This is a genomic window from Micromonospora lacuserhaii (genome assembly GCF_036902735.1).
GTDB lineage: Bacteria > Actinomycetota > Actinomycetes > Mycobacteriales > Micromonosporaceae > Micromonospora.
This window is the reverse complement of the sequence record NZ_JBAKHO010000053.1, coordinates 25,188-36,992: the sequence shown is the minus strand read 5'-3', so window position 1 is coordinate 36,992 and position 11,805 is coordinate 25,188. Positions and strand designations below refer to the sequence as shown.

The window sequence follows — 11,805 nt, the reverse complement described above, 5'->3', positions numbered from 1 at the left end:
CCCACCCCGGGCGGCGTCCGCGCCGGTGCCGGTCGGTCGCGCCGCGCCGCCGTCCGGGGCGGCTCCGGCACCCTTGGGGGTACGCGCACCGGACGCCCCACCCGCGGCGGCGCGGCTCGGGCCACCCGCGCGGCGGGCGTCTGCGCGGTCCGGATCAGTCGACACGGTGCACCGTCCCCTCGCCCACCGTGTACCGGGTGCCGCGCAGGGCCGCCGGCACGTCGTCGTCGACCGCGCAGGTCACCAGGAGCTGACCGGCCCCGCCGACCAGCTCCGCCAGCCGCTCCCGGCGGCCCGCGTCCAGCTCGGCGAAGACGTCGTCGAGGACCAGCACCGGTTCGATGCCGTCGGCGCGGAGCAGATCGTAGCCGGCCAGCCGCAGGGCCAGCGCGTACGACCACGACTCGCCGTGGCTGGCGTACCCCTTGGCGGGCAGCGGGCCGAGGGTGAGGCTCAGCTCGTCCCGGTGCGGCCCGACCAGCGTGGTGCCCCGTTCGATCTCCGCCGAGCGGGACTCGGCCAGCGCGACGGTCAGCGCCTCGGCCAGCGCCGCCCGGTCGGTGGTCGGCTCGGTCAGCTCCACCGACGGCCGGTACGCGATCCCCGCCGCGCCCCGGCCGGCCGCCACCGCGTCGTACGCCTTGGTGACGTGCGGGGCGAGCGCGGCGACCAGTTCCAGCCGGCCGGCCAGCAGCTCCGCCCCGTGCTGCGCCAGGTGGGTGTCCCAGACCGCCAGGGTGGACAGGTCCCCGCCCCGCGACCCGCCCGTCTTGCGGGCCAGGTACGCGGTGCGGAGCAGGGCGTTGCGTTGCTTGACCACCCGCTCGTAGTCCGCGCGTACCCCGGCGTACCGGGGCTGCCGGAGCACCAGCAGGTCGTCCAGGTAACGGCGGCGCTCGGCCGGGTCGCCCCGGACGAGTTCCAGGTCCTCCGGGGCGAAGAGCACCAGCCGCAGCGCGCCGATCACGTCCCGGGCCCGCCGGGCGGGTGAGCGCCCCAGCCGGGCCCGGTTCGCCTTGCCCGGCACGATCTCCAGCTCGACCAGGAGCTCCCGGCCGTCGTGCACCACCGCGCAGCGGATCACCGCCGAGGCGGCACCCATCCGGACCAGAGGGGCGTCCGTGGCGACCCGGTGCGAGTCCAGGGTCGCCACGTAGCCCAGCGCCTCGACCAGGTTGGTCTTGCCGACGCCGTTGGCGCCGATCAGGACGTTCGGCCCCGGCTCCAGGTCGACGCCGACCCGCTCGTACGAGCGGAAGTCGACCAGTTCGAGCCGGCGGACGTACACAGGCTGTGGATACCGGTCAGCGCTTGTGGACGGCGTGGCCGCCGAACTGCTGGCGCAGCGCGGCGACGGCCTTCATCGCGGGCGACTCGTCCTGCCGGGAGGCGAACCGGGCGAAGAGCGAGGCGGTGATGACGTTCAGCGGAACGGCGAGCCGGACCGCCTCGTCGACCGTCCAGCGGCCCTCGCCGGTGTCCTCGGTGTAGCTGCTCAGCTCCGCCAGCTCCGGGTCCTCGTCGAGGGCCCGGTCGAGCAGGTCCAGCAGCCAGGAGCGGACCACGGTGCCCTCGCGCCAGGACTTGAACACGCCCGGCACGTTGGTCACCAGCTCGGACTTCGACAGCAGCTCGAAGCCCTCGGCGTAGGCGTGCATCAGGCCGTACTCGATGCCGTTGTGCACCATTTTGGCGTAGTGACCGGCGCCGACCGGGCCGGCGTGCACGAAGCCGAACTCGCCCTCCGGCTTGAGCGCCTCGAAGATCGGCATCAGCCGCTCGACGTGCTCCTGGGCGCCGCCGACCATCAGGGCGTACCCGTTCTGCCGGCCCCAGACGCCGCCGGAGACGCCGGCGTCGAGGTAGCCGATGCCGCGCTCGGCGAGCCGCTCGGCCCGCGGCGCGTCGTCGCTGAACCGCGAGTTGCCGCCGTCGACGATGATGTCGCCCTCACCGAGCACACCGGCGAGCTCGTCGATCGTCGTGTCGGTCACCCCGGCCGGGACCATCACCCAGACGGCGCGCGGCGCCTCCAGCTTCTCGGCCAGCTCCGCCAGGGTGGCGACGTCGCTCAGCTCCGCGTTGTGGTCGAAGCCGACCACCTCGTGGCCGGCGGCGCGCAACCGCTCGCGCATGTTGCCGCCCATCCGGCCGAGTCCTACCAGGCCGAGCTGCATCTGCTCCTACCTCCGTGCGTCTGGTTCTGCGGGCGCGATCAGCGGGACACGCGGATCGGCATGATGAGGTACCGGTACCCCGGGACAACCTCGCCATCCTCGCCGGCGGGGGAAATCACCGCCGGCTTGAAGGCGTCGACGAACCTCAGCAGCGCGAACTGGGCGCCGAGGTTGGCCAGGCCGTCGATCAGGTACTGCGGGTTGAAGCCGATGGTCAGCGGCTCACCGGTGAAGGTGGCCTCCATCGCCTCGCTGGCCCGCGCCTCCTCGGTGCCGCCCGCCTCGACCACCAGGCCGTCGGAGCTGAAGCTCAGCAGCACCGGGGTGGTCCGCTCGGCCACCAGGGCGACCCGCTTGACCACCTCGATCAGGGTGCTCACCGGAACCCGCGCCTCGGCGTTGTGGGCGGCCGGGAAGAGCGAGCGCACCGGCGGGTAGTTCGCGCCGTCGAGCAGCCGGCTGGTGGTCCGCCGAGTGCCGCCGGTGAAGCCGATCATGCCCTCGCCGGCGGCACCCTGGGAGAGCGCCATGGTCACCTGGCCGCCGAGCGGGCCGAGCGCCTTGGCGGTGTCGTTCAGGGTCCGGGCCGGCACCAGCGCGTTGAGGCTGATCTCGGGGTCGTCCGGGTTCCACTCCATCTCGCGCAGCGCCAGCCGGTAGCGGTCCGTGGCGAGCATGGCCAGCGTGCCGCCGGAGAGTTCCAGGCGTACGCCGGTCATCATCGGCAGCGTCTCGTCCCGGCCGGCGGCCACGGCGACCTGGGCGACGGCGGCGGCGAAGGCCGCCGCGTCGACGGTGCCGGCGCTCTCCGGCATCTCGGGCAGGGCCGGGTAGTCCTCGACCGGCATGGTCGGCAGGGTGAACCGCGCGCTGCCGCAGACCAGCTCCAGGTGGGCGCCGACCGCGGCGATGTCCACCGGCTTGGCCGGCAGGGCCTTGGTGATCTCGGCGAGCAGTCGACCGGAGACCAGGGCGGCGCCGTCGGCGTCCCCCTGCACCTCGACGGCCACCTGGCTGGAGACCTCGTAGTCGAAGCCGGAGACCTGGAGGTTGCCGTCGGTGACGCGGAGCATCACCCCCGCCAGCACCGGTACGGACGGCCGGTTGGGCAGGCTCTTCGCGGTCCACGCCACCGCTTCGGCGAGCGCGTCGCGCTCTACTCGGAACTTCATCAATGCCTCCGCGTCGACGTCAGCGACAACTCTCTCATGCCGACCGCTGCCTACCGTCCCGCCCGACCGTGCGGGTACCCATCGCACCTTAGGGCGCGAGGGCATCGGCTGTGCGCCCGACCCTCTGGATCCAGGTGCCGGGTGACTGCCGACGGCAGCGCTCCGGCCCGATCCACAGGAAGTCCAACGGTGATGATTGGTTTTTGATTCTTTAGAAGAGATAACTCATCGTCTTCATCGCACCTGTGCAAACTGTGGAGAACTCGCGTCGCCGCAGCTCAGACACGTTATCCACCGGTGGTTTGGCTGTGGAGAACCGGGGGGTAAACCCGGGTCTGCGTCCACAGGCCGCGTCGTCCACAGACTTGTCCACGGTTGTCCACCGGTTGTCCACCGGTAATCCACCGGGTTTCTCCCCAGTCCTGTGGACGACGCGGAAGACGTCGATCGACGTTGTCCCCAGAACCTTCAACAGGCTGCCCACAGGGCGACCGTCGTCGGTGGACAACGCGCCCGTCGTCCCCAGGCGTCCACAGGCTCGTCCCCAGGGTTTGTCCACAGTCTGTGGGTAACGGGCCCCGGACGGAGTGTGGTTATCCACCGCCTGTGGAACCCGGGATGTGGACAACCGGTCGAACCTGTGGATGAACACGACACCGATCCTGGGCCCTCGACCCGGTCGAGGGTCAACTTCGGGCGTCCACAGGCATGAAAAAACGCCCGGCCGCCGGGGCCCGGGCGTCTCTCCCGCCAACCGCCGGCGGTCGCCGGCGTGGCGTACGTAACGACGGCTTCAGCTCGGCGCGTCTGACGCCGCGCCGCGACCTGAAGCCGTCGTCAGGTGTTCTGCTTGATCCGGTTGGTCAGCTCGGCGATCTGGTTGTAGAGCGAGCGCCGCTCGGCCATCTGCTGGCGGATCTTGCGGTCGGCGTGCATCACCGTGGTGTGGTCCCGGCCACCGAAGGCCTGCCCGATCCGGGGCAGCGACAACTCGGTCAGCTCGCGGCACAGGTACATGGCCACCTGGCGGGCGTTGACCAGCACCCGCGAGCGGGACTGGCCGCGCAGGTCCTCCAGGCTCACCCCGAAGTAGTCGGCGGTGGAAGCCATGATCTGGTCGGCGTTGATCTCGGGGCCGGAGCCGTCCGGGATGAAGTCCCGCAGCACCTCCTCGGCCAACGACAGCTCGACCGTCGAACGGGTGAGGCTGGCGAACGCGGTCACCCGGATCAGCGCCCCCTCCAGTTCCCGGATCGAGTTGGACACCCGGGAGGCGATGAACTCCAGCACGTCCGGCGGGGCGTACATCCGCTCCTGGGCCGCCTTCTTCTGCAGGATCGCGATCCGGGTCTCGAGGTCGGGCGGCTGGATGTCGGCGAGCAGGCCCCACTCGAACCGGGTCCGCATCCGGTCCTCCAGGGTCGCCAGTTGGCGCGGGGAGCGGTCGGACGTGATCACGATCTGCTTGTTCGCGTTGTGCAGGGTGTTGAAGGTGTGGAAGAACTCCTCCTGGGTGCGCTCGCGGTTCTCCAGGAACTGGATGTCGTCGATCAGGAGGATGTCGACGTCCCGGTAGCGGCGCTGGAACGCACTGGTCTTGTCGTCCCGGAGCGAGTTGATGAAGTCGTTGGTGAACTCTTCGGTGGAGACGTAGCGGACCGATCGGGCGTTGCCGAGGGTGGTGGCGTAATGCCCGATCGCGTGCAGCAGGTGGGTCTTGCCGAGCCCGGAGTGACCGTAGATGAACAACGGGTTGTACGCCTTGGCCGGTGACTCGGCCACCGCGACGCTCGCCGCGTGAGCGAACCGGTTGGACGAGCCGATGACGAACGTCTCGAACATGTACTTCGGGTTGAGCCGGTTGCCGCCGCTCTCCGCGCCGCCGGGGCGGCGGTCGCTTCCCCCGCCGGGGCGGCGGTCAGCGCCGGCGCGGCCGGGGCCGCTGTCCGTCCCCCCGTCGCGGGCCATGCCGCGGGGCGGGTGCGGGTCGCGCTGCGGACGGGCCTGGTCGCGGTACGCCGGTTCGAAGCCGCGGGTGTCGGCGACCGGAGCCTCGGGACGGGAGCGCTCGTCGTAGCCGCGCCGCTCGGGGGTGGCCCTGCTCGCCGGCATCGGCTCGGCGAAGCCGGCACCGAAAAGGGTGTCCTGGCCGCCGTCCCGGCTCGCCGGGATGAGCCCCGGGCGGTGCCCGTCGTGCGACGGCGGCGCGGGCGCCGGGTCGGCGGGCCGGTCCTGGTACGACTGATCCGGATAGGCCGGCTCCGGGTACGCCTGCTTCTGCTCGCCGAAGGGCTGCTCGCCGAAGGGCTGCTCGGGAAAGGGCTGCTCGGCGAAGGAGGGCGGGCCGGCGGCGAAGTCGTCCTTACTGCCGTCCAGCTCGGCCTGCGCGGTCTCCGGGTCGCTGCGGTAGACGGTGCCGGCGGGCCGGCCGGCGGCGTCCTCGGCGACCCGGACGGTGACCGCGACCTGGATCGGGCGGCCCAGCCGTCGGGTGAGCGCCTCGGTGATCGCCGGCCGCAGCCGGGACTCGATCACGTCCCGGGTGAAGGCGTCCGGGACGGAGAGCAGTGCGGTGTCCTCGACGATCGCCCGCAGCCGGGTGAGCCGCAGGTACGCGCGCTGCTGCGCGGAGATGATCTCGTCGGCGAGTTCGTCCGTCGCCGCGGTCCACACCGCGGCAAGGTCGATCGTTCCGGCCACCGTCGTGCCACCCCCTCCGCCTCTGCTCCCGGCCGCCGCTGTGGTCCAGCGGCCGTTCCGGGCCCGCCACCGCGTTCGCGCGGGTGGTGCCTCACCACCGGACGGCTGACCGACCGGCATCCACAAGTTATCCACAGCCTGTGTGTACCGACCGATTGGGGCCGCCCGCCGGTCGCGGGTCGGACCTGCCCCCTGGTTGGAGGGGCGTCGAAGCGGGTTCACCGTGCCGAACGATTCACTGCCTTGTCCGGTCTTGCCGGCCAGCGTCAACCCTGCACCCCCGACGCTGACCGCAAACGCGCACGGTAACAGCGACGACGGGGCACCATCAACCGACGACGCTGGCCGTCCTTGTCGGCATCAGCGAAAAGCGCTAGTTCGGTCGCGCTTCCACCTGGGGGTGACGCCCCTGCTGGGTTGTTTGACGGTCATTGCGCCCCTGCGTAGGCTGGAGGGGCTGCTCTTTCGCCCTCTGCTAGGGTGATGGGTGCTTGCTGTCCGCGGTCGCTTCCCTGCATCGCCGAGGTCCCGCGTCGTCGGGCAGCACCGATCGTGGGCCACCGTCGAGGTGGCCTGGTCCAGCACGACCCCGGGCGACCCGCGCTGGGGACGTACGAAAACGGAGAGCCTGACGTGAGCAAGCGCACCTACCAGCCGAACAACCGCCGGCGCGCGAAGACCCACGGCTTCCGGCTGCGCATGCGCACCCGTGCCGGCCGCGCCATCCTGTCGACCCGTCGCGCCAAGGGTCGCACCCGCCTGTCGGCCTGAGGCCGACCGGTCCGGTCCCGGGAACGTGGGCAGTCGTGCTGACGGCCGCACAGCGACTGCGGCGCAGTAACGACTTCGCCGCAGCGGTCCGGGGTGGCCGACGCGCCGGGCGAGGCGCGGTCGTCGTCCACCTCACCCTGCCGGCGGCCCCCGAACCCACCGCGACAACCTCGCCGGAGCCGGCGCGGGACGCCGGTACGGAGATGACCTCCGTACCGACCCGCGCCGGTTTTGTCGTGTCCAAGGCGGTTGGGAACGCCGTGGTGCGGAACACCGTCCGCCGACGACTGCGGCACCTGGTCCGTGAGCGACTGGCCACGCTGCCCGACGGCAGCACCCTGGTGGTCCGGGCGCTGCCCGCGGCCGCCGACGCGTCGTACGCCCGACTCGGGGCCGACCTCGACGCAGCGATCGCCGCCGCGCGGGCGCCCCGGGGGCGACGGTCCCGGTGAGCGACGGACCCGCCGCGTCGCGGCCGACGAGCATGGGTGCCCGGGTGCTGAGTGGTCCCATCATCGCGTACCGTCGTTGGATAAGCCCGGCACTGCCGGCCCGCTGTCGGTTCTACCCGTCGTGCAGTGCGTACGCCCTGGAGGCGGTGGCCCGGCACGGCGCGTTGCGGGGAGCCGGCCTGACGGTCCGGCGGTTGTCGCGTTGCCACCCCTTCCACCCAGGTGGACATGACCCGGTGCCGGAACCGGGCGGCCGCCGCCGTGCCGACCTGACTGGAGCCTGAGAATTGAGTCTCGACTGGATCTACTACGCGATCTCGTGGATCCTGCTGACCTGGCACTCGGCCTGGGACGCCATCGGGGTGCCGGTCAACGCGGTGCTCGGCACGAACTGGTCCTGGATCCTCGCCATCGTCTTCCTGGTGGTGACCGTCCGGGTCATCCTGTTCCCGGTCTTCGTCAAGCAGATCAAGTCCCAGCGGGCGATGCAGGCGCTCCAGCCCAAGGTCAAGGAGCTGCAGGAGAAGCACAAGGGTGACCGGGAGACGCTCCAGAAGGAGATGATGGAGCTCTATCGGAAGGAAAAGGCCAACCCGCTGATGGGCTGCCTTCCGATGTTCCTCCAGATCCCGGTCTTCCTCGGCCTCTTCCACGTGCTGCGCCGGCTCGACCCGGCCAAGGAGGCCAAGACCCTCTACGGGTGGTCGGTCGACCAGTTCACGTCCGCGTCGCAGGCGAAGATCTTCACCGCCCCGATCGCCGGCAAGTTCGGCTCCACGGCCGACGAACTGGCCCGGCTCAACGCCAACGGCACCACCGTCAAGGTCATCGCCGGCATCCTGGTGCTGGTCATGATGGGCACCACCTACCTGACCAGCCGTCAGATGATCCTCAAGACCGGCTGGGCGGAGGACCCGCAGCAGCGGATGGTGCAGCGGCTGATGCTCTACGGCATCCCGCTCTCCCTGCTGATCTCCGGCTCGATCTTCCCGATCGGCGTGATCATCTACTGGGTCACCAACAACCTCTTCACCCTCGGCCAGCAGCAGTGGGTGCTGCGGAAGTTCCCGCCGCTGGTGACCAACAAGGGGGTCACCGGAAACAAGGCGACCACCGGCAACCGGAGGCCGGTGCAGCCGGCCAAGACCGGCGGCTTCCTCAACCGGAGCAAGCCGGTCGCACAGGCCCCGGCCAAGCCCGCCGCGCCGAAGGTCGCCGGTCCCAAGCCGGGCGCCAAGCCGGTGAACCCGAAGAAGGGCCCGGCCAAGCGCCAGGGCTGAGCCACCCGGGCCGCCGTCGGGACGACCGACGGCGGCCCTCCGGCACCGCGCAGCCGCCGTACGGCCGGCGCCGGTCCGGAACCGCCGCGCCCCGCGCGGTCACGGGCGACACTGCCCGTACAGACGTGCCCGTGGCACCGGCCCTCTCCCGCCGGTCGCCCCGGGAAACCAGCGGACCCGACGGTCCGGCCGAGCGAGTACGGAGATGACACCGTGACCGACACCAGCATCCCCAGCGCGGATCCGTCCGTGGACGAGGAGACCGAGCCGACCGCGGCGACCGGCGGGAACGAGCCCGAGGAGGGCGAAGCCGAGACCGGTGGCAAGGAGAAGAAGTCCGCCGGCGAGAGCGAGCTCTTCGCGCAGAGCGAGATCGCGGCCGACTACATCGAGGGTCTGCTCGACATCCTCGACTACGACGGCGACATCGACGAGCTGGTCTCCGGCGGCCGTCCCGTCGTCGAGGTCGTCGGTGCCCAGCTGCAGAACCTGGTCGGCCAGCGCGGCGCCACCCTGGAGGCACTTCAGGAGCTCGCCCGGCTGGCGGTGTTCCGCCAGACCGGCTCGCCGAGCCGACTGCTGCTCGACGTCGGTGGCTACCGCGCCACCCGGCGCAAGGAGCTCGCCGCGGTCGCCAAGAACGCGGTCGAGAAGGTCAAGGAGCACGGCGAGGCGGTCGAGCTCGAGCCGATGTCCGCGTTCGAGCGCAAGTGCGTCCACGACGTCGTCAACGCGATGAGCGGCGTGGAGAGCGAGTCCGAGGGTGTCGAGCCGAACCGGCGCATCATCGTCCGGCCGGCGGACTGACCTGGTGACACACGACGACGACACGGCGGCTGCCGTGACCGGCCCGGGTGGTACGCCGCCCGGGCCGTCGCCTGTCCACCCCGTTCCCTCGGCGGAGGACGCCGCGCTCCCCGCCGAACTGGCCGCAGCGGCGCGGACGCTCTTCGGTGACCGGCTCGACCTGGCCGCCGGGTACGCCGAACTGCTCGCCACCGACGGTGTGGTCCGGGGCCTGATCGGCCCCCGGGAGGCACCCCGGATCTGGGACCGCCATCTGCTCAACTGCGCCGCGGTGGCCGAACGCATCCCCGAGGGCGCATCGGTGATCGACGTGGGCTCGGGTGCCGGCCTGCCCGGACTGGTGCTGGCGATCGCCCGGCCCGATCTGACGGTCACCCTGGTCGAGCCGCTCGCTCGGCGTACCTCCTTCCTGATCGAGGCGGTGGAACACCTCGGACTGGCCAGAATGGTGCGGGTCTTCCGGGGGCGCGCGGACCAGGCGGCGACGGGTGAGACCGGGGTTGGCCCGTTCAGCGCCGACGTGGTCACCGCCCGCGCGGTCGCTCCTCTGGACCGGCTCTCCAGTTGGTGCCTGCCGCTCGCCGTGCGGGGTGGCCGGGTCATCGCTCTGAAGGGCGCCTCCGCCGCCGAGGAGATCGCCGAGCACGCCGAGGCGGTCAACCGGCTCGGTGGTGGGGAGCCGGCAGTGCACCTCTGCGGCGTCGGGGTGATCGACCCGGCGACCACCGTGGTGGAGATCGTCCGCGAGCGGATGGTCCGCCCCCCGTCCGCGAAGAAGGCGCCGAAGAGTTCACGCGGCGGCCGAAAGCGGAACCGCTGACCGGCGAGCGGTATCGGCCCGTCGTGTCGAAAATGACCGCCTGACAACCGAGATGGACCCGCCGCGCCCGTCCCCCGTAGGCTGACTGCGCGTCGATAGTGTGGGACGGGCGGGGTTCCGGGCACGGGATCCCGCCCGATTCCGCCGGGCGGTACGCGCCGCGGTGCGAAACACGCGTGCGGCCGGTTGACGAGGTGCGAACCGACCATCCGGAGCGGGTAGGGATGACAGGTGCATGACGACGGCAGCTACGACGATCCACGGGTGAGACGCCCCGAGGGCACTCCCTCGGCGGCAGACCCCGTTTCACGTGAAACCGACCGCTGGCCGACCGGCGACCAGCCGATCGTCCAGCAGCCGGACTGCGACCCGGCCGTCCGGCGGGACGTACCGGCCGTCGGCGCCGCGCGCCCACCCTCGGAGTCGTACGAGTCTCCGGCGGCGCCGTCCACGCCCGACGCCCGACCGGTCAACGCCGGGACAGACGGTCGACCGGTCAACGCCGCGGCCGACCGCGCAGCGCCGGTGCGCCGCAATGCCGGGGCGCCGTCCCGGTTCGAGACTCCACCGACCGGAAATGTGCCGACCGCGGTGGTTCCGCAGCAACCGCATCCGGGCGCCGTGTCGGACTCCGCGTCCGCCGGCGTCGACACGCCGGGTTCCCCGGCCGGCGGCATGGCCGGCGACCCCGCCGCTGCCGCGTACGTTTCACGTGAAACCCCGACGCGCGAAGAGGATGACCCACCGTTGGCTATGGAGGCTATGCGCGCCGTGCAGATCCTTAATCCGAGTGGCGAGGTGACGATGCCCCGCCCCGAGCGGACCCGGGTCATGTGCGTCGCCAACCAGAAGGGCGGCGTGGGTAAAACCACGACCACGGTGAACCTGGCGGTGGCACTCGCCCTGCACGGTAACCGGGTCCTGGTGGTCGACCTCGACCCGCAGGGCAACGCCTCGACCGGGCTGAACGTCCCCCACCACACCGGGGTGCCGGACGTCTACGACTGCCTGATCAACAGCGAGCCGCTGGAGGACGTGGCTCAGGAGGTCGAGGGCATCCCGAACCTCTGGTGCGTACCGGCGACCATCGACCTGGCCGGTGCGGAGATCGAGCTCGTGTCGGTCGTGGCTCGGGAGTCCCGGCTCGCCCGGGCGATCGCCGCGTACCCGGGGCACTTCGACTACGTCTTCATCGACTGTCCGCCCTCGCTGGGCCTGCTGACGGTCAACGCGCTCGTCGCGGCGCAGGAGGTGCTGATCCCCATTCAGTGCGAGTACTACGCGCTGGAAGGGCTGAACCAGCTGATCAACAACATCAACCTGGTCCGCCAGCACCTGAACCCCAAGCTCGAGGTCTCCACCATCCTGCTCACGATGTACGACCGCCGTACCCGGCTGGCCGACGCGGTCGAGCAGGACGTCCGGAACCACTTCGGCGACAAGGTGCTCGAGGCCGTCATCCCCCGCAACGTCCGCGTGTCCGAGGCACCCAGCTACGGCCAGTCCGTGATGACCTACGATCCCGGATCGCGGGGGGCCACGAGCTACTTCGAGGCCGCCCAGGAGATCGCGGAGCGCGGCGCCCGGGAGCCGGTGAGCCGGAATGCGTAATGCGGATGAGTCGCT

At 71.4% G+C, this 11,805-nt stretch carries 11 protein-coding genes; 7 read left to right on the top strand and 4 right to left on the bottom strand.

What is annotated here, in order from left to right; all coding sequences use genetic code 11:
- Positions 1-154: 154 nt before the first annotated feature.
- The 4 genes from recF to dnaA all read right to left on the bottom strand — a co-directional run bounded on the left by recF (position 155) and on the right by dnaA (position 6,049).
- Positions 155-1,288, bottom strand: a complete 1,134-nt coding sequence (gene recF, locus V6U81_RS24345; protein WP_334492455.1) for a DNA replication/repair protein RecF — start codon at positions 1,286-1,288, stop codon at positions 155-157.
- Positions 1,289-1,304: 16 nt separating this feature from the next.
- Positions 1,305-2,177: a phosphogluconate dehydrogenase (NAD(+)-dependent, decarboxylating) gene (gene gnd / locus V6U81_RS24340; RefSeq protein WP_334492454.1), complete on the bottom strand. Its 873-nt coding sequence runs from the start codon at positions 2,175-2,177 to the stop codon at positions 1,305-1,307.
- Between the two features lie 38 nt (positions 2,178-2,215).
- Positions 2,216-3,349 carry a DNA polymerase III subunit beta gene (gene dnaN / locus V6U81_RS24335; protein ID WP_334492453.1) on the bottom strand — a complete coding sequence of 378 codons (1,134 nt, stop codon included), beginning with the start codon at positions 3,347-3,349 and terminating at the stop codon, positions 2,216-2,218.
- 837 nt (positions 3,350-4,186) lie between these two features.
- Positions 4,187-6,049, bottom strand: a complete 1,863-nt coding sequence (gene dnaA / locus V6U81_RS24330) for a chromosomal replication initiator protein DnaA (RefSeq protein WP_334492451.1) — start codon at positions 6,047-6,049, stop codon at positions 4,187-4,189.
- Positions 6,050-6,682: 633 nt separating this feature from the next.
- On the opposite strand from dnaA, the gene rpmH reads away from it, so the two are divergent.
- From rpmH to V6U81_RS24295, 7 genes are all read left to right on the top strand, one after another.
- Positions 6,683-6,820, top strand: a complete 138-nt coding sequence (gene rpmH, locus V6U81_RS24325; protein WP_067300964.1) for a 50S ribosomal protein L34 — start codon at positions 6,683-6,685, stop codon at positions 6,818-6,820.
- 35 nt (positions 6,821-6,855) lie between these two features.
- On the top strand, positions 6,856-7,272 hold the full coding sequence (rnpA, locus tag V6U81_RS24320) for a ribonuclease P protein component (protein WP_334492449.1): 417 nt from the start codon (positions 6,856-6,858) through the stop codon (positions 7,270-7,272).
- On the top strand, positions 7,269-7,556 hold the full coding sequence (gene yidD / locus V6U81_RS24315; protein ID WP_334492448.1) for a membrane protein insertion efficiency factor YidD: 288 nt from the start codon (positions 7,269-7,271) through the stop codon (positions 7,554-7,556). The genes rnpA and yidD overlap by 4 nt, the downstream gene beginning before the upstream one ends.
- A gap of 3 nt (positions 7,557-7,559) precedes the next feature.
- The gene (gene yidC / locus V6U81_RS24310) at positions 7,560-8,552 is read left to right on the top strand and encodes a membrane protein insertase YidC (protein ID WP_334492447.1); all 993 of its coding nucleotides are present in this window, start codon (positions 7,560-7,562) and stop codon (positions 8,550-8,552) included.
- Between the two features lie 213 nt (positions 8,553-8,765).
- Complete coding sequence (locus V6U81_RS24305; protein ID WP_334492445.1) at positions 8,766-9,359, top strand: Jag family protein; 594 nt, start codon at positions 8,766-8,768, stop codon at positions 9,357-9,359.
- A 118-nt stretch (positions 9,360-9,477) separates the two neighbouring features.
- Positions 9,478-10,179: a 16S rRNA (guanine(527)-N(7))-methyltransferase RsmG gene (rsmG, locus tag V6U81_RS24300; RefSeq protein WP_334492458.1), complete on the top strand. Its 702-nt coding sequence runs from the start codon at positions 9,478-9,480 to the stop codon at positions 10,177-10,179.
- Between the two features lie 231 nt (positions 10,180-10,410).
- Positions 10,411-11,790, top strand: a complete 1,380-nt coding sequence (locus V6U81_RS24295) for an AAA family ATPase (protein ID WP_420884072.1) — start codon at positions 10,411-10,413, stop codon at positions 11,788-11,790.
- Positions 11,791-11,805: the final 15 nt, after the last annotated feature.

Coding starts and splice junctions, on each gene's coding strand:
- gnd (WP_334492454.1), bottom strand. CDS start 2,177: ATGCAGCTCGGCCTGGTAGGACTCGGCCGGATGGGCGGCAACATGCGC.
- dnaN (WP_334492453.1), bottom strand. CDS start 3,349: ATGAAGTTCCGAGTAGAGCGCGACGCGCTCGCCGAAGCGGTGGCGTGG.